18 protein-coding genes and 1 riboswitch are annotated in these 23,347 nt (G+C 42.6%); of the genes, 13 read left to right on the forward strand and 5 right to left on the reverse strand.

Annotation, left to right across the window (positions count from 1 at the left end; all coding sequences use genetic code 11):
- Nucleotides 1-13: 13 nt before the first annotated feature.
- The 5 genes from CJ263_RS13245 to CJ263_RS13265 all read right to left on the reverse strand — a co-directional run bounded on the left by CJ263_RS13245 (nucleotide 14) and on the right by CJ263_RS13265 (nucleotide 7,989).
- Entirely contained in the window at nucleotides 14-2,263 is a 2,250-nt protein-coding gene (locus tag CJ263_RS13245; RefSeq protein WP_094997712.1) for a xanthine dehydrogenase family protein molybdopterin-binding subunit, read from the reverse strand.
- Between the two features lie 31 nt (nucleotides 2,264-2,294).
- Nucleotides 2,295-4,565, reverse strand: coding sequence for a xanthine dehydrogenase family protein molybdopterin-binding subunit (locus CJ263_RS13250; protein WP_094997713.1), 2,271 nt, complete (start codon nucleotides 4,563-4,565; stop codon nucleotides 2,295-2,297).
- A gap of 5 nt (nucleotides 4,566-4,570) precedes the next feature.
- Nucleotides 4,571-5,038, reverse strand: coding sequence for a (2Fe-2S)-binding protein (locus tag CJ263_RS13255; protein ID WP_094997714.1), 468 nt, complete (start codon nucleotides 5,036-5,038; stop codon nucleotides 4,571-4,573).
- A 222-nt stretch (nucleotides 5,039-5,260) separates the two neighbouring features.
- A complete protein-coding gene (locus CJ263_RS13260; RefSeq protein ID WP_094997715.1) occupies nucleotides 5,261-7,492 on the reverse strand; it encodes a xanthine dehydrogenase family protein molybdopterin-binding subunit in 2,232 nt (743 codons plus the stop codon).
- A 29-nt stretch (nucleotides 7,493-7,521) separates the two neighbouring features.
- Nucleotides 7,522-7,989 (reverse strand): (2Fe-2S)-binding protein, encoded by a 468-nt coding sequence (locus tag CJ263_RS13265; protein ID WP_094997716.1) that lies wholly within the window; start codon nucleotides 7,987-7,989, stop codon nucleotides 7,522-7,524.
- 223 nt (nucleotides 7,990-8,212) lie between these two features.
- On the opposite strand from CJ263_RS13265, the gene CJ263_RS13270 reads away from it, so the two are divergent.
- From CJ263_RS13270 to CJ263_RS13330, 13 genes are all read left to right on the forward strand, one after another.
- Nucleotides 8,213-8,632, forward strand: coding sequence for an RrF2 family transcriptional regulator (locus CJ263_RS13270; RefSeq protein WP_094997717.1), 420 nt, complete (start codon nucleotides 8,213-8,215; stop codon nucleotides 8,630-8,632).
- A gap of 191 nt (nucleotides 8,633-8,823) precedes the next feature.
- Entirely contained in the window at nucleotides 8,824-9,087 is a 264-nt protein-coding gene (locus tag CJ263_RS13275; protein ID WP_094997718.1) for a DUF2061 domain-containing protein, read from the forward strand.
- Nucleotides 9,088-9,094: 7 nt separating this feature from the next.
- Nucleotides 9,095-9,718: a phosphoadenosine phosphosulfate reductase domain-containing protein gene (locus CJ263_RS13280; RefSeq protein WP_094997719.1), complete on the forward strand. Its 624-nt coding sequence runs from the start codon at nucleotides 9,095-9,097 to the stop codon at nucleotides 9,716-9,718.
- A gap of 9 nt (nucleotides 9,719-9,727) precedes the next feature.
- Entirely contained in the window at nucleotides 9,728-10,666 is a 939-nt protein-coding gene (gene cysD, locus CJ263_RS13285) for a sulfate adenylyltransferase subunit CysD (protein WP_094997720.1), read from the forward strand.
- An 81-nt stretch (nucleotides 10,667-10,747) separates the two neighbouring features.
- Nucleotides 10,748-11,995 (forward strand): sulfate adenylyltransferase subunit 1, encoded by a 1,248-nt coding sequence (locus CJ263_RS13290; protein ID WP_094997721.1) that lies wholly within the window; start codon nucleotides 10,748-10,750, stop codon nucleotides 11,993-11,995.
- 121 nt (nucleotides 11,996-12,116) lie between these two features.
- A complete protein-coding gene (locus CJ263_RS13295; RefSeq protein WP_094997722.1) occupies nucleotides 12,117-14,207 on the forward strand; it encodes a HEPN domain-containing protein in 2,091 nt (696 codons plus the stop codon).
- A 1-nt stretch (nucleotide 14,208) separates the two neighbouring features.
- Nucleotides 14,209-15,045, forward strand: a complete 837-nt coding sequence (cobA, locus tag CJ263_RS13300) for a uroporphyrinogen-III C-methyltransferase (protein ID WP_094997723.1) — start codon at nucleotides 14,209-14,211, stop codon at nucleotides 15,043-15,045.
- A gap of 59 nt (nucleotides 15,046-15,104) precedes the next feature.
- Nucleotides 15,105-16,166 carry an NAD(P)/FAD-dependent oxidoreductase gene (locus CJ263_RS13305; protein WP_094997724.1) on the forward strand — a complete coding sequence of 354 codons (1,062 nt, stop codon included), beginning with the start codon at nucleotides 15,105-15,107 and terminating at the stop codon, nucleotides 16,164-16,166.
- 138 nt (nucleotides 16,167-16,304) lie between these two features.
- Nucleotides 16,305-16,430, forward strand: a riboswitch (SAM riboswitch).
- Nucleotides 16,431-16,523: 93 nt separating this feature from the next.
- On the forward strand, nucleotides 16,524-17,528 hold the full coding sequence (locus tag CJ263_RS13310; RefSeq protein WP_094997725.1) for a homocysteine S-methyltransferase family protein: 1,005 nt from the start codon (nucleotides 16,524-16,526) through the stop codon (nucleotides 17,526-17,528).
- A gap of 2 nt (nucleotides 17,529-17,530) precedes the next feature.
- Nucleotides 17,531-20,227, forward strand: a complete 2,697-nt coding sequence (metH, locus tag CJ263_RS13315; RefSeq protein WP_094997726.1) for a methionine synthase — start codon at nucleotides 17,531-17,533, stop codon at nucleotides 20,225-20,227.
- Nucleotides 20,228-20,342: 115 nt separating this feature from the next.
- Entirely contained in the window at nucleotides 20,343-21,296 is a 954-nt protein-coding gene (gene metF / locus CJ263_RS13320; RefSeq protein ID WP_094997727.1) for a methylenetetrahydrofolate reductase [NAD(P)H], read from the forward strand.
- A 120-nt stretch (nucleotides 21,297-21,416) separates the two neighbouring features.
- Nucleotides 21,417-22,514, forward strand: a complete 1,098-nt coding sequence (locus tag CJ263_RS13325) for an acyloxyacyl hydrolase (RefSeq protein WP_094997728.1) — start codon at nucleotides 21,417-21,419, stop codon at nucleotides 22,512-22,514.
- A gap of 3 nt (nucleotides 22,515-22,517) precedes the next feature.
- Nucleotides 22,518-23,312: a head GIN domain-containing protein gene (locus CJ263_RS13330; RefSeq protein WP_094997729.1), complete on the forward strand. Its 795-nt coding sequence runs from the start codon at nucleotides 22,518-22,520 to the stop codon at nucleotides 23,310-23,312.
- Nucleotides 23,313-23,347: the final 35 nt, after the last annotated feature.

Consider the following 23,347-nt stretch of genomic DNA (forward strand, 5'->3'; position numbering starts at 1 on the left):
AGGAAACAATTTTTTATCCTAAAATTTCCCGGTCCCTTAAAAAAGGCTGATGATACTGCCTTTTTCCAGTGGCTTTATATATGGCATTCGCCAAAGCGGCAAAAATGGGAGGGAAGGTAGGCTCTCCCAATCCGGTCGGACTCACCTCGTTATCTACAAAATACACGTCAATTTCCTTAGGTGCCTCGCTCATACGAATCATTCTGTAGGTATCAAAATTGTTTTGTTCCGGCACCCCATCCTTAAAGGTGATTTCTCCGTACAGGGCATTTCCAATACCGTCAACGATACCACCTTCCGCAAGATTGGTCGCTGCATCGGGATTGACAACAATACCACAATCAACGGCACAGGTTACTTTTTCTATTGTAGGTTTATTATTCTCCCATTTTAGGTCTAACACTTGTGCGGCATAGGAATTATGACAAAAATAGGCGGCTACCCCTCGGGATAGTCCGTCCTCCGTATTCGCCCAACCGGATTTTTCCTTGACCAGTTTCAGTACCCCTGCATAGCGTTCGGGATCATAGTCGTTGTTTTCTCCAACAGGATTTTTCTCTGCACGTTCCAAAAGCTCTAACCGGAAATCAATTGGGTCCTTGCCTGCGGCCTCGGACACTTCATCTAAGAAGGATTGCTCCGCAGCCGCCATAAAATTGGAACTTGGTGCCCTAAAGGAACCTACGGTCAAATTACTGTTTATGGTCCAATCTTCCGCCAAATAGTTTTCCACGGCACCTGCGGGGAAACGGTTTTCATGCAAGGGGCTTTGTGGAATTCCACCTGTTTTTACATGAAAGGCGATGAGGTTGTTGTCGGCATCCAATGCAGCTCTATAGGTGGCGCTATAAGATGGTCTGTAAATACCGTCGGTCATATCATCCTCACGGGAATAGACCAGTTTTACGGGCGCCTTCATTTTTTGGGAAATTAGGGCGGCCTCCACCAACCAGTGGGCATAGGACCTTCGGCCATAGCCCCCGCCCAAACGGGTCATTTGGATATCGATATTTTCTACGGGCATGCCAAAACGTGCGGATAGTGTTTGCTCGGTCAATTCGGGTTTTTGAAGCGGCCCTATCAGTTCTGCCTTTTCATCGGTGACATGGGCAAAGAAGTTCATGGGCTCCATACAATTATGGGCCAAGAAAGGAGCCGTATAATTTGCTTCGATGATCTTGGCTGCATTCTTAAATGCTTTTTCGGGTTCTCCGTCTCTACGTTTTACGGTTGCATTTTTGGCCGTCATGGCCACCATTTCCGCATAGTGTTTCTTTGTGCTCTCCAAACCTGAAGGCGTATGTTCCTTCCATTTGCGACCAAAGCGGTCCCGACTTTCTGTCGTACTTTCTATGGGCTCACATTCAATTTTCAATGCTTTTTTGGCCTGCATCACCTCCCAAGTGGAGTTTCCAACAACAACCGCCACTTCGTTGAAGGTTCTTGTATCAAAAAAGGCCTTCTCATAATCGTCGTTAAATACCTTAATGGTAAAGACATCCTTGATACCGGGCATTTTTTTGGCCTCGCTATCATCAATGGATTTTAATTTTAATCCGAATGCAGGCGGATGTACGATCATGGCGGTCAGCATACCTTCTTTATAGGTATCTACCCCAAACAAGGGTTTGCCGGTAACGATTTTGTGTCCGTCCACATTTTTTTGGGATGTGCCAATAATGGTAAAATCCTTGATGTCCTTTAATTGCACTTCATCCGGTACCTTCATTGTTGCCGCAGCTGAGGCCATTTCCCCATAGGAAGCACTTTTGTCACTTCCGGTATGTGTTAAAATGCCATTACGTGCACTAATTTCTTCTGAGGGTACTTGCCAATCTTGGGCCGTAGCCGCAATCAACATGGCCTTAGCCGAAGCTCCGGCCATACGCAGCCCTTCCCAGCCTCTTCGAATGGATTGGCTTCCTCCCAAAAATTGAAATGAGAAGGCATTTGTGTCCAAGGGTGCTTGTTCAACAATGACATCTTTCCAATCAACTCCCAGTTCATCCGCAACAATCATGGGCATAGACGTCTTTACATTTTGGCCCCCTTCTGGATTTGGGGATAGAATGGTCACCTGACCATTGTCCGCTATTCTTAAATATCCGTTGATTTTAAACCATTCCTTGGGTAGTTGGTTCACTTCTTCCGCTGACATTTTGCACGAAGCTAACCAGTTAAAGCCCAGTACCATTCCACCGCCGGCCAAGGCGCTACTTTTTATAAATGATCGACGTCCAATTTTGGTTTTAACGGTAGTCACTTATTCGGATATTTTAGATTCGTTTTGAGCCTTATCCCACCAATGGCGGTTTGTCCGTTATAAAGGGTTGATGATAATGTCTTCTGCCCGTGGCCTTATACAATGCATTCGCCAAGGCCCCCATGATTGGCGGAAATGGCGGTTCGCCCATTCCCGTTGGGTCTATGTCATTTTTCACAAAGTGCGTTTCAATGGATTTTGGTGCTTCGCTATGCCGAATCAATCGATATCGGTCAAAGTTGTTCTGTTCTGGAGTGCCATCTTTAAAGGTAAGGCCACTATACATAGCATGGCCAATTCCGTCAATAGCTCCCCCTTCAGATAGGTTCGATGCCGCATCCGGATTTACAACAATGCCACAATCGATGGCAGCCGTAACTTTTTGAACGATGGGTTTGTTATTTTCCATAACCATATCCAATACTTGGGCAACGTAACTGTCGTGGCAGAAATAGGCTGAAACCCCTCTGTGGACTCCCGCTTCGGATTGGCCCCAATTCGCTTTTTCCTTCACCAATTCCAGCACGCCTGCATATCGGGCCGCGTCATAATCATTGGATTCCTTTTCCCCGACTGGGTTCTCTTGGGCACGTTTTAGTAGTTCCAATCTGAAATCGATGGGGTCCTTGCCCATTTCCTCGGCCAGTTCATCTAAAAAGGACTGTTCCGCCCCGGCGATAAAATTGGAGCGTGGCGCTCTAAATGCACCGGTGGTAATGTTGGAATCAAGGGTAAAGTCTTCAGCTAAATAATTGTCAATGGCTCCGGCAGGGAACCGATTGGCGAATACTGGACTTTCCGGAATTCCCCCGCCCTTTACATGAAAGGCTATCAAATTGTTATCCTCGTCTAAAGCTGCACGGTAGGTGGCATAATAAGCAGGGCGATAAATCCCTTGCGTCATATCATCTTCCCGGCTATAGACCAATTTTACGGGAGCTTTCATTTTTTTGGATATCAAGGCGGTTTCCACCATAAAGTGACCGTACAACCTTCGGCCAAAACCTCCTCCTTGTCGCGTCATTTGTATATCGATGCTCTCCAACGGTAATCCCAAAACTTCGGAAACAGCGGGTTCCATCCATTCTGGTGTTTGTGTAGGACCTAATAATTCCGCATGGTCTTCCGTTACATGGGCAAAGAAATTCATGGGTTCCATGGTATTGTGCGCCAAAAACGGACAACTATAACTCCGCTCAATAATTTTGGCGGCATTTTTAAAAGCGGTTTCAGGGTCACCATCTTTGCGTGTTACCTTTCCTTTTGAAGTTACCAGTTCCTTTAATTTGGTGGTATGGGTTTCCGAATCTTCCATACCTGCGGGAAAGGTAACTTCCATATCATTGCCGAACATGGTAACGGTTTCTGTAATATCGGAAGCGTTTTCCCATTCGGCATTCAAGGCCTTCTTGGCCTGAAATACCTGCCAAGTACTTTCCCCTACCACCGCAATCAACTCATTGAAGGCCGTAAAGTGAAAGGTGTTTTTTTTGTAATCTTCATCGTATAGTTTGATGGAAAAAACATCGTGAATCCCCGGCATTTTTTTGACAGACTCTGCATCAAAGGATTTTAGTTTCATGCCAAAGGCAGGCGGATGAACCAATGAGGCGATCAACATACCTTCCCGCTGTACGTCCAATCCAAATAGGGGTTGGCCCGTTACTATTTTTTTACCATCCACATTTTTACGTGATGTTCCGATAATGGAAAAATCCGCAATCTCTTTTAATTCTATTTCTTCGGGTACTTCCAAGCTCGCCGCAGCCGATGCCATTTCGCCATATCCGGCGGAATTGCCGCTTGCCTCGTGCGAAAGTACACCTTCAATTGCAGTGATTTCCTCAACGGGCACCTGCCAAGCCTTGGCCGCTGCCTCTTTTAACATATGCCGTGCCGTTGCTCCTGCCATACGTAGATTTTGCCAAGAGCTGCTTATTGATCTACTGCCACCGGCCACCTGCCAACTGTACAGATTTGTATTTAGGGGAGCTTGCTCAACGACCACATTTTTCCAATCCACTTCCAGTTCATCTGCCACAATCATGGGCATAGAGGTTCGAACGTTTTGTCCGATTTCAGGATTGGGGGACATAATCGTAACGACCCCATTATCCCCAATTTTTAAATATCCATTGATTTCATACCATTCCTTGGGCATTTCCAATTCCATGGCCACGGCTTCCGCACCTTTAGGTTTACAGGAATTTAGCCAACTAAATCCAAGAACCAGTCCACCTCCCGCAAGACTGGTGTTTTTTATAAATGCGCGTCTTCCTAGTTTTGTTTTGATATGGGTCATCTGATTTATGAGTTTTGATTCGTAGTGGCAGCCATTTTTACGGCTTTTTTAATTCGGGTATATGTACCGCAACGGCAAATATTTCCGTTCATGGCATTTTCAATTTCATCGTCAGAAGGGTTAGGGTTTCGTTTGAGCAAAGCAGATGCCGTCATAATCTGACCCGCTTGGCAATAACCACACTGAGGAACGTCTACTTCCAGCCAAGCTTCTTGAACCGGATGGTCCCCATTTTCCGATAGGCCCTCTATAGTGGTAATTTTTTGGTCGCCCACGGATGATACCGGTAACTGACAAGATCGAACGGCGTTGTCGCCAAGATGTACCGTACAGGCACCGCATTGTGCAATACCGCAACCGTATTTGGTTCCAACCATGTTTAAATGATCTCGAAGGACCCAAAGCATGGGCGTTGTTGGGTCAACATCGATTTCATGTTGTGCTCCGTTGATTTTTAATGAGAATGCTGCCATAATTTTTGATAAGTTGTTGTCCTTGTTGAAATTACAAAATATTGATATACAAAAGGAAAACTAAGGCAGGGAAGTTCAAAATAATGTAGGCTATATGATTTTTAGCTTTGGTTGACATGGAATTAAAAAAGTGTTACCGAAAAAATCTTCGATAACACTTTTTACATTTACGGCCGTGGGGTCGTAACGGTAATACCTAGCAATTATAGGCCAAGCAATATACTATCCCACTATTTCCTTTTCAAGAATAAAGGGTTGATTGTAGACACGTTTTCCGGTAGCCTTGTACATGGCATTCGCCAATGCCCCGATGACCGGTGGCAACGAAGGTTCTCCCAGTCCGGTAGGGTCTATACCGTTGTCCACAAAATAGGATTCTATCTGTTTGGGCGCTTCGCTATTTCTAATTAAATGATAGGAGTCGAAGTTCTGCTGCTGCGGAACCCCGTCCTCAAAGGTCATTTGAGAATAAGTAGCATGTCCAATACCGTCTATGATACCCCCTTCAATCTGGTTTTTGGCACTTATCGGATTGATTACGATTCCGCAATCAACAGCACAGACAACCTTGTCTACCATAGGTTTGTTACCGTCCATGGTAAGATCCAATACCTGGGCTACATAGGAGTTGTGGCAGTAATATGCCGAAACTCCCCTTGCTTTTCCGTCATTAGTATTGCCCCAATTAGATTTTTCCTTGGCAAGTTTTAATACTCCCGCATAGCGTTCTGGATCATAATCGTTTTTCTCAGGAGGGCCAACGGGATCTTTTATGGCCCTGTCAAACAATTCCAATCGGAATTCGATAGGATCTTTACCAGCCAATTCGGCTACCTCGTCCATAAAGGACTGCTCCGCACCGGCCATAAAGTTGGATCTAGGTGCTCTCCAAGCCCCTGTTGTAATTTTGGTCTGTAGGCTGGTCTTTTCGGCCAAATAATTATCTACAGCTCCCGCGGGGAATCTATTTTCAAAAACTAAATCATCATTGGTTCCAACTCCCTTCACGGACCAAGCTATTAGATTGTTGTCCTTGTCCAACCCTGCTTTAAACCTCACTTTGTAGGCAGGGCGGTAGGTTCCTTGGGTCATGTCGTCCTCGCGGGTATAAACCAATTTGACTGGAGCCTGCACTTTTTTGGAAATAACGGCCGCCTCTACACCAAAGTGCCCGTAGAGCCTACGTCCAAATCCACCACCCATACGGGTCATGCCAACATCTATTTTATCAATGGGCAATCCTAACACGGAGGATAAGGTCTTTTCCAAAAACTCAGGAGTCTGTATAGGGCCCTTAACTTCTGCCTTGTCCGCTGTTACGTTGGCAAAAAAGTTCATGGGTTCCATAGTATTGTGCGCCAGGAATGGAGCACTATACGTACGTTCTATAACCTTTGCAGCTCCTTTAATAGCCTTATTGAAATCACCGTCGCTTCTAGCAGGTGCCTCAACTGGAGCCTCTATCAGTTTCTCGAGGTCTTCTTCGTAGGATGCCGTGCTTTCCAAGTTGGACGGGCTTTCCCATTCTACCTTCAACGCTTTTTTGGCCTGCATACATTGCCAGGTACTTTCTCCGACAACGGCCACTAATTCTGCGATTCCGCCACCATCGGACCATTGTTTTTCAACGCCTTCCGGATATACTTCCACTGGAAATACATCTACGATTCCCGGCATGGATTTAATGGACTCCACATCCATGGATTTATACGTCTGTCCAAACGCCGGAGGATGTATGATCATAGCAGTTAACATGCCTTCTTCTTGAACATCGATTCCGAACAATGGTTTTCCTGTAACTATTTTTGGTCCGTCCACATTTAATCTGTCCGTACCTATTATTGTAAAATCTTTAATATCCTTTAATTCCACTTCTTCCGGAACTTCAATATTTTCCGGTGGGTCATTGGGAGAAGCTACGCCCACTGCTGCAGATGCCATTTCCCCATATCCAGCGGACTTGTTGCTGGCTTCATGGTAAAGCATGCCATTGGAAGTAGTAATTTCATTCTCTGGAACCTCCCAAGCCTTGGCAGCTGCCTGTTTCAACATTTTTCTTGCTGTAGCACCAGCCATTCGTAATCCTTCCCAGCCCGCTCTAATGGATTGACTTCCACCTGCCAATTGACGTTGGAAGACTTCCAGGTTTAAAGGAGCCTGCTCAACAATGACTTTTTTCCAATCCACGTCCAATTCGTCAGCCACGATCATCGGCATAGCCGTTTTTACGTTTTGGCCAATTTCTGGGTTTGGGGACATGATGGTTACCATGCCGTTATCACCTATTTTCAGAAAGCCATTTATGTCAAACCATTCCTTGGGAAGGCTATTTACTTCTTCAGGGGTCATTTTACAAGAGGCGAGCCAACTAAAACCCACCATCATACCCCCACCGGCAAGTGCCGAAGTTCTTATAAAAGATCGTCTTCCTATTTTTGTTTTTACGAGTGTCATTTCTTTGTTTTTAGGGTGTTAGGTACGCTTTAAGCATTTTCAGTTGCAGATGCTGCCGTCTTGATCGCTTTTTTAATGCGCGTGTAGGTTCCACATCTACAGATGTTTCCGTTCATGGCGGCTTCTATTTCGGTATCGGAGGGTACTGGATTTCTTTTCAAAAGGGCCGATGCACTCATTATCTGACCCGCTTGACAATATCCACACTGGGGAACATCAATTTCCAACCAAGCCTGCTGTACTGGATGATCACCATTTTCGGACAAACCTTCTATAGTAGTGATTTCTTGGTCCCCAACAGATGAAACAGGTATTTGACAGGAACGAACGGCATTATCTCCTAGGTGAACGGTACAGGCCCCACATTGAGCAATGCCGCATCCGTATTTTGTGCCCACCAATTTGAGATGGTCCCTAAGTACCCAAAGCATTGGTGTGTTTTCGTCCACATCGACCTCTTGAGTCTTTCCGTTTATTTTTAAGCTGAATTTTGACATAATTGATTTGTTTTTGAAAGGGATGTTACAAGTTAAGAAATATTAAAATGTAATGGAACTGTAAGACAGAAGATTAACAAAAATTATCTTTTAACACCAAATGCTCTAAAAGTTCAATCAATTAAAGGGTTGGGCTAAAATAATTTAATGTTTACATTTTTTCGGACAATTTCCGGATTCCAGTTTTGGAACACTCAATTCCAATTTTAAGTATCTTAGCACCATGCTCTCCAAAAAGACAAAATATGGACTAAAGGCATTGGCCTATTTGGGTAACCAAAAGGATCGAAAGCCGGTTCAGATTTCTGAAATTGCGGAGCATGAGAATATCTCCCAAAAGTTTTTGGAAAGTATTTTATTAAGTCTTCGCAAGTCGGGTTTCCTGAGTTCCAAAAAGGGTAAGGGTGGGGGATATTATCTTTTAAAGAATCCAGACCAAATATACATGACCGATGTTATGCGGGTACTGGAAGGGCCCATTGCCATGGTACCCTGTGTAAGCCTTAATTTTTACGAAAGCTGTGATGATTGCCCGGATGAAAGGACATGCTCCGTCCACAAATTGATGCTCCAAGTTAGGGACAGTGCCTTGGCGGTATACCGAAACAATACTTTGCAGGATATTCTTTGCAATCAACCCTAAGACGAGAAATAAGCTTGCCCATCTAAACCTCTTGTTGGAAATATCTCAATTTCACCCCTGTTTTGTTAATAATCTACTAATTCTATAGGGTAATTATAAATTTTATGGATTTCATTGGTGACAGGTAAAAATTAAATTCTATTTTTGAAAACTCTACTAAATAAGTAGGGTAATAAAAGAAAGCATTTAAGATGATTGCAGATCAACTTGTTTTAGATAAGAAAACCACAAAAACAACCTACGCGGAGGATAAAAAATCCGAAAAGCCGATACGAAGTATTGCCAAGGCATTTAGCTGGCGTATCATAGGAACTCTGGACACCCTCGTTATTTCATACATCCTTACGGGTAAGATTTCAATTGCGGCATCCATAGCCTCCATTGATTTTGTTACGAAAATGATTCTCTATTTTTTTCATGAAAGGTTGTGGAACTTAATAAAATGGGGCAAATAAAAAAGGTATGGCATTAACAACATCTCAAATTCAACAATTGAACGCCCAATTCAAGGGTATACCACCAGAGGAAATCATCTCTTGGGCCGTGAAACACGGTAATACGCCAGTGGTTACTACCAATTTTAGGCCTTATGAAGTCGCTATTTTACATGCGGTATCGCAAGTAAGTCAGGATATTCCTGTGATTTGGTGCGATACGGGGTACAATACCCCAAAGACCTACAAACATGCGGAGGAGCTAATTGAAAGGTTACAGTTGAACATCAAACTATATGTTCCCAGACAGACCTCTGCCCATAGGGATGCCATAATGGGAATTCCACAAATAGATGATCCCCGACATGAGGAATTTACCAAGCAGGTGAAATTGGAACCTTTTGCCAGGGCCATGGCAGACTTTAAGCCGGATGTTTGGTTTACGAACTTGCGCAAAGGTCAGACAGCTTTGCGCGATAGTTTGGATATTTTAAGTTTGAGCAAGGACGGAGTGCTAAAAGTAAGTCCTTTCTATCATTATAGTGATACCCAATTAGATACCTATTTAAGGAAGTTCGATCTTCCCAATGAACATAACTATTTTGATCCCACCAAGGTTTTGGCCAATAGGGAGTGCGGATTGCATACATAAAAAATACCTATGGAAGTAAAAGAATTGGAAGTACCAACGGAAATCGGTGAGAATACCGCCCATATCAATGCCCTAGAGAACGAGGCCATTTATATTTTGAGGGAGGTAGCTGCACAATTTGAAAAACCGGTTTTATTGTTTTCGGGAGGAAAGGACTCGATTACTTTGGTAAGGTTGGCCCAAAAGGCCTTCTGGCCCGCTAAAATTCCCTTTCCCTTGATGCATATTGATACTGGGCATAATTTTCCAGAGACTATAGAATTTAGAGATCGCTTGGTGAAGGAAATGGGATTGGAACTTATCGTAAGGAATGTCCAGGACTCTATTGACCAAGGAAAGGTCAAGGAAGAGTCTGGAAGATATTCCAGTAGAAACAGTTTGCAGACAACGACGCTATTGGATGCCATTGAAGAGTTTAAGTTCGATGCTTGTATCGGAGGTGCCCGTAGGGATGAGGAAAAAGCAAGGGCCAAGGAAAGGATATTTTCTGTTCGTGACGATTTTGGACAATGGGACGAAAGAAACCAAAGACCGGAATTGTTCGATATGTTAAATGGTCAGATCGAGTTGGGTCAGAACGTACGTGTTTTCCCTATTTCCAACTGGACGGAGCTGGATGTTTGGTCCTATATAAAGTATGAAGGAATAGAAATTCCTTCCATCTATTTTGCACATAAGCGTAAGACCTTTCTTAGGGACGGTATGATATGGTCTGCCGAGGATGGAATTGTATTCAGGGACGAGGATGAGGTCGTGGAAGAACGGATGGTTCGTTTTAGAACGGTAGGGGATATGTCCTGTACGGCAGCAGTTCTTTCGGATGCCATTAGTATAGATAAGGTGGTAGCCGAAATTAGGGATTCGTCCATTTCAGAACGTGGTGCCCGTATAGACGACAAACGTTCCGAAGCCGCCATGGAAAAAAGAAAACAACAAGGATATTTTTAACCTGGTTGATAGTTGTTGGTTGTTCGTTGATAGTATTTGCGAATAACACCAACAACTATGAACTAACAACGAACAACGAAATTGGAAGTACTAAAAATAGCAACGGCAGGTAGTGTGGATGATGGTAAAAGTACCTTGATTGGAAGGATACTTTACGATACCAAATCCCTGACTTCGGATAAACTCGAAGCCATAGAAAGGACCAGTAAGCAAAAAGGATATGATTATTTGGATTTTTCCTTGGCTACGGATGGGTTGGTAGCGGAGCGGGAGCAGGGAATTACCATAGATGTAGCCCATATCTATTTTTCCACTGCGAAAAAAAGTTATATCATCGCTGATACCCCAGGACATGTGGAATATACCCGAAACATGGTAACGGGTGCCTCTACCTCTCAGGCGGCCATTATTTTGATTGATGCCCGTAAAGGGGTCATTGAGCAGACTAACAGGCATTTTTTCATCAATAACCTTCTTCGTATTAAGGAAGTGGTGGTGGCCATTAATAAAATGGACTTGGTCGATTTTTCTGAGGAGCGATACAATGAAATTAAGGCCGATTTTGAAAAATTGATGGAAAAACGGGATTATGCCGATCAAAAAATCACCTTTGTTCCGGTCAGTGCACTAAAGGGTGATAATGTGGTGAATAAATCCGAAAATACTCCGTGGTATAAAGGGGAAACTTTATTGGAGCATTTGGAAGGATTGGATCTTGCAGCGGTTTCAAATGTGGGTACGCCACGCTTTCCTGTGCAATATGTTATTCGTCCAAAAACGGAAGAACATCATGATTTTAGGGGATTCGCAGGTAAGGTGTACGGAGGTGAGTTGAGTGTGGGTGATGAGGTAGTCGCCCTACCTTCACAAACAAGGTCCAAAATCAAGGATATTTATGTTTACGATAAAAAATATAAAACGGCTTCCAGAAGGTCATCTGTGACCATAACGTTGGAAGACGAAATTAATTTAAGCAGGGGTGATATGTTGGTCAAGGCCAATGACCTCCCAACCATAGAAAAGCAATTTACTGCTACCATTTCTTGGATGGATTCCAAGCCGTTGGCGGCTGGGAACAAATATGTGGTTCAGCATGGGGTGAATAAGGTATTGGCCAAGGTAGATCAAGTACATCATAAAATTGCACCTGATTATTCCGGCATAGATACCCAAGCCAAAGCTTTGGGAATGAATGATATAGCGGAGGTAAGTTTCCGATTGAACAAGCCCATATTTTATGACAAATTCAAAAATCATAGGACCAATGGTTCTTTTATTCTTATCGATACCCAATCCAATAATACTGTAGGAGCAGGTTTTATAAGTTAGTCGTGGCTCCTGTAATGAATTAAAGTCCAGTATGTTTTGATTTAAAATATATTAAATCGATAGGATTAGTATTAAAGTAATAAATCGAAGGGGTGCGACAAGATTAAATAATTAAAGAGCAATGCAGAGTTTTAGAACAGAAATAGAAAATCCGATTGTTGAAAAGGATATCCTGGAACTGGAGCGAAAGATTCATGAATTCCATGGAGGCAAGTTGGACGAGGAGAAATTCCGAAGTCTACGGTTGGCCAGAGGGGTTTATGGACAGCGCCAACAGGGAGTGCAAATGATCAGGATTAAGTTGCCTTATGGCAAGGTGACATCTAAACAATTGCACCGTATTTGTGAGGTTTCCGATGAGTATTCCAGAGGTAGGCTACATATTACGACAAGGCAGGATATTCAAATCCATTATGTGGATTTGAACAGAACTCCTGAACTTTGGGCGGAGCTGGAAAAAGACGATATTACCTTGCGAGAAGCTTGTGGAAATACCGTAAGAAATGTCACGGCCAGTGAAACTGCAGGAATCGATGTCATGGAGCCTTTTGATGTATCGCCCTATGCCCATGCGCTTTTTCAATATTTTCTTAGAAACCCCGTCAGTCAGGAAATGGGACGAAAATTTAAGGTGTCCTTTTCCGCTTCGGATGAAGATACCGGACTTTCCTACATGCACGACCTTGGTTTTATTGCCAAAGTCAAGGAAGGTATAAAAGGCTTCAAGGTGATGTTGGGAGGTGGTTTGGGATCTCAACCTAGACATGCCGATATGCTGTATGAATTTTTGCCTTCGGATAAAATAATTCCTTTGATGGAAGTAGTGGTCCGTGTTTTTGACCGTTATGGGGAACGAAAAAGCAGGGCAAAAGCCAGAATGAAGTTCTTGTTGAAAGATGTGGGCTTGGATGGTTTTAGAAAACTGATTGATGAAGAATGCAAGGCAATTCCCTTTAAAGCCTATCCTATCGATGCCTTGGCATATCCTAAAATAAAAGTTTCCGAGCTCGAAGCTCCAAAAGTAGAAATCGACGATATCAAGGAATTTGAGAAATGGAAATCGACCAATATTGTACCACAGAAACAAGGTGGTTTTGTAGCTATTGGCATAAAGGTACTTTTAGGGGATTTTTATACTGATAAGGCCAGATTGTTGGCGGATTTGGTGCAGAAGTACGCTGCTGGTGAGTTTAGGTTGACCTTGCGCCAAAACATATTGATTCCCTATGTAAAGGAGGAAGCCATTCCATTTTTCTTCACGGAACTAAAAAAACTAGGTTTTGCCGAGGCAGGTTACAATAAGGCACTGGATATTACCGCCTGTCCTGGAACGGATACCTGTAACCTGGGTATTGCGAGCAGTACGGGAATAGCGGAGGAGCTGGAACGGGTAATAAAAGCAGAATATCCACAATATATTGAAAATCCGGATGTCGTCATTAAAATAAGCGGATGTATGAATGCCTGTGGGCAACACAATATGGCCAATATAGGTTTTCAGGGGATGTCCGTTAGAACCAAGGATAAATTGGTAGCTCCTGCTTTGCAGGTATTATTGGGAGGCGGAAATTATGGAAATGGAAATGGAAGATTTGCGGATAAGGTTGTAAAAGTGCCAAGTAAAAGAGGACCTGAAGCCTTACGATTAATATTGGACGATTTTGATGCTAACGGCAACGGAAAATCTTTTCCTGATTATTATGCCGAAAAAGGACAAATGTATTTCTACGATTTCTTGACCCATTTATCCAGTGTCGATGATTTAACTGCCGATGATTTCATCGATTGGGGAAATACTGAAAAATATGAAAAAGCTATCGGAGTAGGTGAATGCGCAGGGGTAGTCATCGATTTGATTGCGACGTTGCTTTTTGAAAGTGAGGAAAAGATTCAGAATGCCCAAGAGAAATTTGAGGAGGAAAAATGGGCGGCCAGTATTTATTATGCCTATGCCTCCATGGTAAATTCGGCCAAGGCCTTATTGACATCAGAAAATACGAAGGTGAATACACACGCAAGTATCATCAAGGATTTTGACGAGAAATTTGTTGCGGATGGTAGAATTGCCGTAGAGGGTGGGTTTGAAACTATGGTGCTACAAATAAACAAGAATGAGCCAACGAAAGAATTTGCCACATCATATTTGAAAAATGCAAGATTGTTTTTGGAAACCGTTGAAAAGTATAGGGAACAAGAATTAGCGCAAGTTTAAAATGCAGTTTAACAAACAACCCAATCAAAAAACAATCGCAGCAGCAGTAAGCACTCCCTTCCAAAAGGAAGGGAGGTTAACTGTTGTGGGAGCGGGACCGGGCGATCCTGAATTGATAACTTTTAAGGGGATAAAGGCCCTGCGAAGTGCCGATGTGGTTTTGTATGACGCCCTGGTTAACGAAGAACTTTTGCAATATGCCCAACAGGCGGAAAAGATATTCGTTGGAAAACGAAAAGGGTGTTATACCTATCAGCAGGACCAGATAAATGAGCTTATTGTTTCCAGGGCCAAATCCCACGGACACGTAGTCCGGCTAAAAGGAGGGGATTCCTTTGTTTTTGGGCGTGGGGCCGAGGAAATGGAATTTGCAGCTTCCCACGGTCTGGAAACGTCCATGGTTCCTGGGATTTCGTCCAGTTTAAGTGTTCCTGCCCATCAAAATATTCCCGTTACTAAAAGAGGGGCATCGGAGAGTTTTTGGGTCATTACAGGAACAACAAAACAGCATAAATTATCAGGAGACGTAGCCTTGGCGGCCAAAAGTAATGCTACGGTGGTCATTCTCATGGGCATGTCCAAGTTATCTGAAATCGTTTCGCTTTTTAAAAAAGAAGGGAAAGACGAAACACCCATTGCCATTATTCAAAACGGAACGACGAGAGACGAGAAAATAGGTGTAGGAACTATTTCCAACATAGAAGACGAAGTAAAGAAGAATACATTGTCCAACCCTGCCATCATTATTATTGGGGAAGTGGTTCGACATCGGCAAAAGCTTATCGAAATAAAAAAACGATATGTAGATAGTAAAGAGTCAAAAGTTCTAAGTGAATAGATAAAAGATTTTTTTAGCTAAACAGCTAACTCCTAACCACTAAATCCTAATTAAGAAGTATGATAAAAACAGATATTGTAATCATAGGTGCAGGCCCAACAGGATTATTTACCGTATTTGAAGCAGGACTGCTAAAATTAAAATGCCATCTTATCGATGCATTGCCACAGCCTGGTGGTCAATGCTCGGAGATTTATCCCAAAAAACCGATTTATGATATTCCAGCTTTTCCGGAAATATTGGCGGGTACATTAGTGGATAATCTTATGGAACAGATAAAGCCATTTGAAGCCGGATTTACCTTGGGAGAACGGGCGGAAACCTTGGACCAACAAGAAGATGGTTCCTATATTGTTACTACCAATAAAGGTACTCAGCACCATGCACCAGTTGTGGTGATCGCAGGCGGTTTAGGCTCTTTTGAGCCTAGGAAGCCTCCTATTTCCAATATTGTGGATTTTGAGGATAAAGGCGTGGCCTATATGGTCAAAAATCCTGAGGTCTATCGTGGTAAAAAGGTGGTTATTGCCGGTGGAGGAGATTCTGCCCTAGACTGGGCCATTTTCTTGGCAGATGTCGCTTCGGAAGTATCCTTGGTTCACCGTAGAAATGAATTCCGAGGAGCCTTGGACTCTGTTGAGAAAGCATCGGAATTGGCCAAATTGGGTAAAATAAAATTATTTACGGAAGCCGAGGTTAAAAAATTATATGGCGATGAGAAGTTGGAAGCCGTTGTCGTTAAACATAATGACGCAGAAAAGGGCGAGACCTATTTAGAGGTGGACAATTTTATTCCGCTATTCGGATTGTCCCCAAAATTAGGGCCTATTGGGAATTGGGGATTGGAAATTGAGAGGAACGCTATTAAGGTGAACAATGCCAAGGATTATCAAACCAATTTGCCTGGTGTTTTTGCCATTGGGGATGTAAATACCTATGAAGGTAAATTGAAATTGATACTTTCCGGTTTTCACGAGGCCGCTGTGATGTGTCAGTATGCCTATCAAGTTGTCAATCCTGGAAAACGCTATGTTATGAAATATACAACTGTTGGAGGTGTGGAAGGATTTGACGGTTCCAAAAAAGAAGCAAAAAAAGAAGTGGTTCAAAGTATAGCATAGTAATTTTTAAAACGACTAAGGAACCCTTCAAGAATACTAATTGAAGGGTTTTTTGTTATGGAAAGGTCTTTACAAAATGATTATTTGGTTTTGAACGGGTAGAGCCGTTACTTTGCCCCAGTTCTTTTAAAAACTGTATTGTTATCAAGAAAGGTGGAGGGAATAGACCCATTGAAGCCTTGGCAACCCTTGGTCTAGTCTGATTTGGTCAGTAGGTAAGTAGGTGCTACGTTCTATCCCGAATGCTATCGGGAAAGATAACCCCAAAAGGCTTAGCTCAAATTCCTATTCTTGATTCCTTACGTTACATTTAATTGATTTAAAATAGGAGGTTATAACGTCCAATATGAAACAGAAATGAGCAATATAAAAGAGGAAATTCAAAAAAGAATTTTGGTATTGGATGGTGCGATGGGCACCATGTTGCAGCAATATAAGTTCACAGAGGTGGATTTTCGTGGTGAACGATTTAAGGATTGGCATATTGATGTTAAAGGCAATAACGATATGTTGGCCCTTACGCAGCCAGAAGCTTTGGCGGAGGTACATCGTAAATATCTCGAGGCCGGGGCGGATATCATTGAGACCAATACTTTTTCCAGCACCACCATTGCCATGGCGGATTATGAAATGCAGGATTTTGTGTATGACTTGAATTATGAATCGGCCGTCATCGCTAAAAAAGTCGCCGAAGAATACACGTTGAAAACCCCCGAAAAACCACGTTTTGTGGCAGGTAGCATGGGACCTACAAATAAAACAGCCAGTATGTCCCCGGATGTAAACGACTCTGGTTACAGGGCCATCACTTTTGAAGAATTACGCGTAGCGTATAAGCAACAAGTGGAAGCGCTGTTGGATGGTGGTGTGGATGTTTTGCTGATAGAAACCATAACGGACACTTTAAATTGTAAGGCCGCTTTATTTGCTATAGAAGAGGTGAAGGAAGAACGAGATATAGACGTTCCTATCATGATTAGCGGAACCATTACCGATGCTTCCGGTAGAACGTTAACAGGACAAACGGCAGAAGCTTTCTTGATTTCCGTATCCCATGTATCCCTTTTATCTGTTGGATTTAACTGTGCCTTGGGAGCTAAGGACTTAGTACCCCATTTAGAGGTCCTGTCCCAAAAAAGTGAATTCGGAATATCGGCCCATCCCAATGCGGGACTGCCCAATGCTTTTGGAGAATATGACCAAAATCCGGAACAAATGGCGAGTCAAATTAAGGAGTATCTGGATAAAGGGTTAATCAATATTATTGGAGGTTGTTGTGGAACTACGCCCGCCCATATAAAAGCAATTGCTGATTTGGTTAAGGATTACAAGCCAAGACCATTAATGGTAGAGCAGGTATAGATATGGAAAGCAAACAAAAAAAATACCTTAAACTTAGTGGTCTGGAACCTTTGGTGGTGACACCAGAAAGTAATTTTATTAACGTAGGGGAAAGGACCAATGTGGCAGGTTCCAAGAAATTTCTGCGGCTGATAAAAGAGGAAAAATTTGAGGAAGCTTTGGATGTTGCCAGGGAACAGGTGGAAGGAGGAGCCCAGATTATCGATATCAACATGGACGATGGTCTAATCGATGGGAAAGCAGCGATGGTCAAGTTTTTGAATCTGGTCATTGCCGAACCTGATATTGCCCGAGTGCCTCTTATGATCGATAGTTCCAAATGGGAAATTATTGAGGCAGGATTACAAGTTGTACAAGGAAAATGTGTGGTTAATTCCATAAGCTTGAAGGAGGGCGAAGGCGAATTCATACATCACGCCAAATTGATAAAGCGATATGGGGCTGCGGTCATCGTTATGGCTTTTGATGAGGTAGGCCAGGCAGACAATTACGAAAGACGTATTGAAATCGCCAAACGTTCCTATGATATTTTGGTGGACCAGGTTGGTTTTCCGCCAGAGGACATCATTTTCGACCTCAATATCTTCCCGGTAGCCACGGGTATGGATGAGCATAAACTCAATGCGTTGGACTTCATAAAAGCAACTAAGTGGGTGCGGGAAAATTTACCCTATTGTAGTGTTAGTGGAGGAGTAAGTAATGTTTCTTTTTCATTTCGTGGTAATAATCCAGTTCGGGAGGCCATGCATTCCGTGTTTTTATATCATGCGATTAAGGCTGGCATGAACATGGGTATCGTAAACCCAACAATGTTGGAGGTTTATGATGATATTCCCAAAGACCTTCTGGAGCATGTTGAGGATGTAATGTTGAATCGCAGGGAGGATGCAACCGAACGATTATTGGAATTTGCGGAATCCGTTGTAGGTAAGGCCAAGGAAAGCAAAGTGGATAATTCTTGGAGAGAGGAACCCCTGCAGGAACGAATTACAAGGGCCTTGGTCAAAGGAATCGACCAGTATATAGAGGTGGATGTAGAGGAAGCCAGACAGGCATCTGACAAACCTATTGAAGTCATTGAAGGTCATTTGATGACCGGAATGAATGTTGTCGGAGATTTATTCGGGAGCGGTAAAATGTTTTTGCCCCAAGTGGTGAAATCTGCCCGGGTCATGAAAAAAGCCGTTGCCTATTTATTGCCCTATATTGAAGAGGAGAAATTGGCCAATCCGCAGGAAGGGGATTCGGAAGGCAATGGAAAAATACTGATGGCGACCGTGAAGGGGGATGTCCACGATATTGGAAAGAATATTGTCAGTGTTGTATTGGCATGTAACAATTATGAGATTATTGATTTGGGGGTAATGGTACCACCGGAGAAAATCATTGCCGAGGCCATAGCACAAAAGGTGGATATTATTGGTCTTAGTGGGTTGATTACGCCTTCCTTGGATGAAATGGTACACTTGGCCAAGGAAATGCAGCGCAATAACTTCAGTATTCCGTTGTTGATTGGTGGGGCAACCACCAGTAAGGCACATACGGCCGTAAAAATAGACCCACAATATAAGGAGGCCGTGGTCCATGTAAACGATGCTTCCAGGGCCGTAACCGTCGTTGGCGATCTTTTACAGAAAGAAACTTCCGCGGCTTACAAAATGAGAATTAAGGAAGACTATGATGACTTTAGGGACAAGTTTTTGAAACGTTCCGTGAAGAAGGAATATAAAACGATAGCTCAGGCCCGTGAGAATAAGTTTAAAATCGACTGGAGTAGTACTAAAATAAAGGAACCTCATATGTTGGGGACACAGGTGATAGAGGATCAAGAGCTGGATAAATTGGTTTCCTTCATTGATTGGACCCCTTTCTTTAGAAGCTGGGAATTGCATGGAAAATATCCCGATATATTGACCGACGATGTCGTGGGGAAAGAGGCCACCAATCTCTTTGCCGATGCCCAAAAGATGTTGAAGGAAATTTTGGATAAGAAACAGCTAAAAGCAAAAGCTGTATTTGGATTGTTTCCGGCAAATACGGTGAACACCGATGATATCGAGGTCATGAACCCCAGTGATGGAAATACCTATGTATTTAGAACCCTGAGACAACAGTTACAGCGCAGGGAAGGCGTTGCAGATTACGCATTGGCCGATTTTATTGCGCCAAAGGAAAGCGGTGTCCAAGATTATATAGGGACTTTCTGTGTTTCTACAGGTTTTGGAACTGCTGAAATTGCCGCTGAATTTGAAAAGAACTTGGATGACTATAATTCCATTATGGTGAAGGCCCTGGCGGACCGTTTGGCCGAGGCCTTTGCGGAATATTTGCATAAGGAGGTGAGAACCAAGTACTGGGGCTATGCCAAGGATGAGAATTTAAGCAATGAGGAATTGATCAAGGAGTCATACAAAGGAATTCGTCCGGCACCGGGATACCCGGCCTGTCCGGATCATTTGGAAAAACTGACCATTTGGGAACTACTTCAAGTAGAGGAAAGAATAGGGGTAAAGCTAACGGACAGTCTGGCCATGTGGCCGGCAGCATCGGTTTCGGGATACTATTTTGCAAATCCAGAAGCAAAATATTTTGGTCTGGGAAAAATTAAGGAGGACCAGGTGGCCGATTTTGCCCAGAGAAAAGGAATCAGTTTGGAAAAGGCTAAAAAATGGCTCGCACCAAATATTGCGGATGATTGATATGCGTTAGGGATTGAAGCGGCATCTTTTATAAATTGTAGATTTATAAAAATATAGCGTAAAGCCCGACCTTTAGGGAACGCCAAAAAAATAAAGTGATAAGTTATCTTACTAAATGAAAGTAACGGAACATATAAAACAGGCTAAGGGAAAGACCTTATTTTCTTTTGAATTGATACCGCCGATTAAGGGGAAAAGTATACAGGAACTGTATGATAATATAGATTCTCTGATGGAATTTAAACCGCCTTTTATTGATGTGACCACATCCAGGGAAGAGTATGTATATATTGACAAAGGTGGACTTTTGGAAAAGAAGGTGACCCGTATGAGACCTGGAACGGTGGGGATTTGTTCTTCCATTCAGCATAAATACCATGTGGATACCGTTCCACATTTATTATGTGGTGGTTTTACCAAGGAGGAAACCGAATACGTTTTGGTGGATTGCCATTATTTGGGTATTGACAATGTGATGGCCCTCAGGGGAGATTCCATAAAGGAGGAACGATATTTTACCCCTACGGAAGGCGGACATTGTTATGCCAAGGAGTTGGTGGAACAGATTCGGAATTTAAGTCATGGTCAGTATTTACATGAAACAATTACCTCTGATGATTATCCCGATTTCTGTATTGGAGTAGCGGGATATCCCGAAAAGCACTTGGAGGCACCATCATTACAAACAGATTTAAAGCGCTTAAAGGAAAAGGTAGATGCCGGAGCCGATTATGTAGTAACTCAAATGTTTTTTGATAACCAAAAGTATTTTGAATTTGTGGAGGCTGCCAAAAATTTGGGTATCAATGTACCGATAATACCGGGAATAAAGCCGGTTGCGGTTAAGCGACACTTGCAATTGTTGCCACAGGTATTCCGTATTGATATTCCTCAGGATTTGATTGATGCAGTGGAGAACTGCAAAAACAATAAGGAAGTACGACAAATAGGAGTAGAGTGGGCCATTCAGCAATCCAAAGAGCTTAAGGCGGCAGGTGTACCCGTTTTGCACTATTATTCTATGGGAAAATCGGACAATATTAAAGCCATTGCGAAAGAGGTTTTTTAAGTTAGGCCCTTAGTTATAGGACTCTTTAAAGGAGTACAAGTAATAATTTCAGTTTTAATTGGGAAATACAATCAACCAATAACTAAAAACTAACAACCAACTTTACTACCTTTGACCCCCATGAAACAGCAATGTTTTTTGTTAATGTCCCTTTTGGGAACGCTATGTTTTTCCCAAAATTCGGAAATCAAAAAACATACCTTGGATTTTAGCCAATTCTATGGCTCGATCTTACTTCATAACCCTGATATTTCCCATTTAATTGCCAACCACCCCGGTGGTTTTATTTTGGGTTACAATCGGAAAACCTATGGTTCCCAAGAATGGGAGGAACTCTATAATTATCCGGATTATGGTGCCTCGTTCATTTATCAGGATATGAATAATGCTACATTGGGGAGGAATTTTGGGCTATATGCGCACTATAATTTTTACTTCCTTAAAAGAAATATCCAGTTTAGGATAGGACAGGGTATTGCCTACACGACCAATCCGTATGATAAAGTCGAAAACTTTAGGAACAATGCTTATGGCTCGGACTTTATGAGTTCTACCTATCTCATGGTCAACTACCATAAAGAAAACATTATTGCAGGATTGGGCTTTAAAGCTGGGGTTTCTGTCATCCATTATTCCAATGGTAATTTTAGGTCCCCGAATACTTCCACGAATACCTTTGCTTTAAATATGGGCCTTACCTATGATTTGGACGGAGGAGAGGAATTGTCCTATATCAATACTTCGGATAGGGAGAAAATTAGCGAGCCCGTAAAATATAATTTGATTTTAAGGGGAGGACTTAATGAGAGTGATGTAATCGATTCAGGGCAATACGGATTCTTTATTTTCTCCGTCTATGCGGATAAGCGATTGGGGAGGAAAAGTGCCATTCAGCTGGGAGGGGATGTGTTCTTTTCTAATTTTTTGAAGGAGTTGATTCGGTTTCAGGGCACGTCATTTCCTGAGATGGACGTAAGGCCCGATGATGATTATAAAAGGGTTGGCGTTTTTTTAGGTCACGAACTATTTATCAATAGTATGTCTATTATTACCCAGTTAGGTTATTATGTGTATTATCCATTTGATTTTGAAGGAAGAATGTATAATAGAATCGGATTGAAAAGATATTTTGGAAACAAAATATTCGGTGCCATTACCCTGAAATCGCACGGGGCAGCAGCCGAGGCCGTGGAATTTGGTGTAGGAATTAGATTGTAATTCATGAAAAACCTAAATACAAACATAAAAAGGGTATTTGTTTCCATAGAAACAGTTTTTATGGTTTTGATGCTTTGTATTAATTCATCCTGCAATTCGGAAAACGCACCGGATTGTTTACAAACAGCTGGTGATTTGGTGCGAGAGGAAATAGTGCTGCCTGAATTCACCAAGATAACGGTATTCGAAAAAGTAGCGCTTGTTCTATCAGAAGGGGATACGCAAAAAGTGGAACTCGAGACTGGTGAAAACCTTAGGGAGGAAGTCTCCTTAGCGGTGGAGGGTGACCGACTTATTTTACGCAACGCGAATGGCTGTAATCTTTTTAGGGAGTATGGTTTAACAACCGTTTATGTGACCTCACCGAACATTACGGAAATTAGAAGTAGCACGGGTCTTCCCATAAAAAGTGATGGGGTGTTGGCCTATCCAAGTTTGACTTTACTTTCAGAAAGTTTTGTAGTCCCGGAAGCTGAAACCACGGATGGGGAATTTAATTTGGATTTAAATACGGGGAGTTTAAATATTGTCGTAAATGGTATAGCCTATTTTAACTTGCGAGGGGCTACCCAAAACCTAAACATGAACATTGCAGCGGGCGATTCTAGAATAGAGGCACGGGAGTTACTGGCCCAGACGGTCTCAATTAATCACAGAGGAAGCAACGATATGTTGGTCAACCCCCAAGAATCCATTTCTGGAACTATTCGTGGAAATGGCGATGTTATTTCCTTTAATCGCCCTGAGAATGTGGATGTCCAAGAAATTTTTAATGGTCGGTTGATTTTTAGGGATTGATTTATCAACCTGAACTTCTTGTTGGGTCCGTACAA

Source organism: Maribacter cobaltidurans, assembly GCF_002269385.1.
GTDB lineage: Bacteria > Bacteroidota > Bacteroidia > Flavobacteriales > Flavobacteriaceae > Maribacter > Maribacter cobaltidurans.

What these genes read in the sequence shown, in the direction of transcription:
- CJ263_RS13250 (WP_094997713.1), bottom strand. Translation starts at nt 4,565, where the DNA reads ATGACCCATATCAAAACAAAACTAGGAAGACGCGCATTTATAAAAAAC.
- CJ263_RS13255 (WP_094997714.1), bottom strand. Translation starts at nt 5,038, where the DNA reads ATGGCAGCATTCTCATTAAAAATCAACGGAGCACAACATGAAATCGAT.
- CJ263_RS13260 (WP_094997715.1), bottom strand. Translation starts at nt 7,492, where the DNA reads ATGACACTCGTAAAAACAAAAATAGGAAGACGATCTTTTATAAGAACT.
- CJ263_RS13265 (WP_094997716.1), bottom strand. Translation starts at nt 7,989, where the DNA reads ATGTCAAAATTCAGCTTAAAAATAAACGGAAAGACTCAAGAGGTCGAT.
- CJ263_RS13270 (WP_094997717.1), top strand. Translation starts at nt 8,213, where the DNA reads ATGCTCTCCAAAAAGACAAAATATGGACTAAAGGCATTGGCCTATTTG.
- CJ263_RS13275 (WP_094997718.1), top strand. Translation starts at nt 8,824, where the DNA reads ATGATTGCAGATCAACTTGTTTTAGATAAGAAAACCACAAAAACAACC.
- CJ263_RS13280 (WP_094997719.1), top strand. Translation starts at nt 9,095, where the DNA reads ATGGCATTAACAACATCTCAAATTCAACAATTGAACGCCCAATTCAAG.
- cysD (WP_094997720.1), top strand. Translation starts at nt 9,728, where the DNA reads ATGGAAGTAAAAGAATTGGAAGTACCAACGGAAATCGGTGAGAATACC.
- CJ263_RS13295 (WP_094997722.1), top strand. Translation starts at nt 12,117, where the DNA reads ATGCAGAGTTTTAGAACAGAAATAGAAAATCCGATTGTTGAAAAGGAT.
- cobA (WP_094997723.1), top strand. Translation starts at nt 14,209, where the DNA reads ATGCAGTTTAACAAACAACCCAATCAAAAAACAATCGCAGCAGCAGTA.
- CJ263_RS13305 (WP_094997724.1), top strand. Translation starts at nt 15,105, where the DNA reads ATGATAAAAACAGATATTGTAATCATAGGTGCAGGCCCAACAGGATTA.
- CJ263_RS13310 (WP_094997725.1), top strand. Translation starts at nt 16,524, where the DNA reads ATGAGCAATATAAAAGAGGAAATTCAAAAAAGAATTTTGGTATTGGAT.
- metH (WP_094997726.1), top strand. Translation starts at nt 17,531, where the DNA reads ATGGAAAGCAAACAAAAAAAATACCTTAAACTTAGTGGTCTGGAACCT.
- metF (WP_094997727.1), top strand. Translation starts at nt 20,343, where the DNA reads ATGAAAGTAACGGAACATATAAAACAGGCTAAGGGAAAGACCTTATTT.
- CJ263_RS13325 (WP_094997728.1), top strand. Translation starts at nt 21,417, where the DNA reads ATGAAACAGCAATGTTTTTTGTTAATGTCCCTTTTGGGAACGCTATGT.
- CJ263_RS13330 (WP_094997729.1), top strand. Translation starts at nt 22,518, where the DNA reads ATGAAAAACCTAAATACAAACATAAAAAGGGTATTTGTTTCCATAGAA.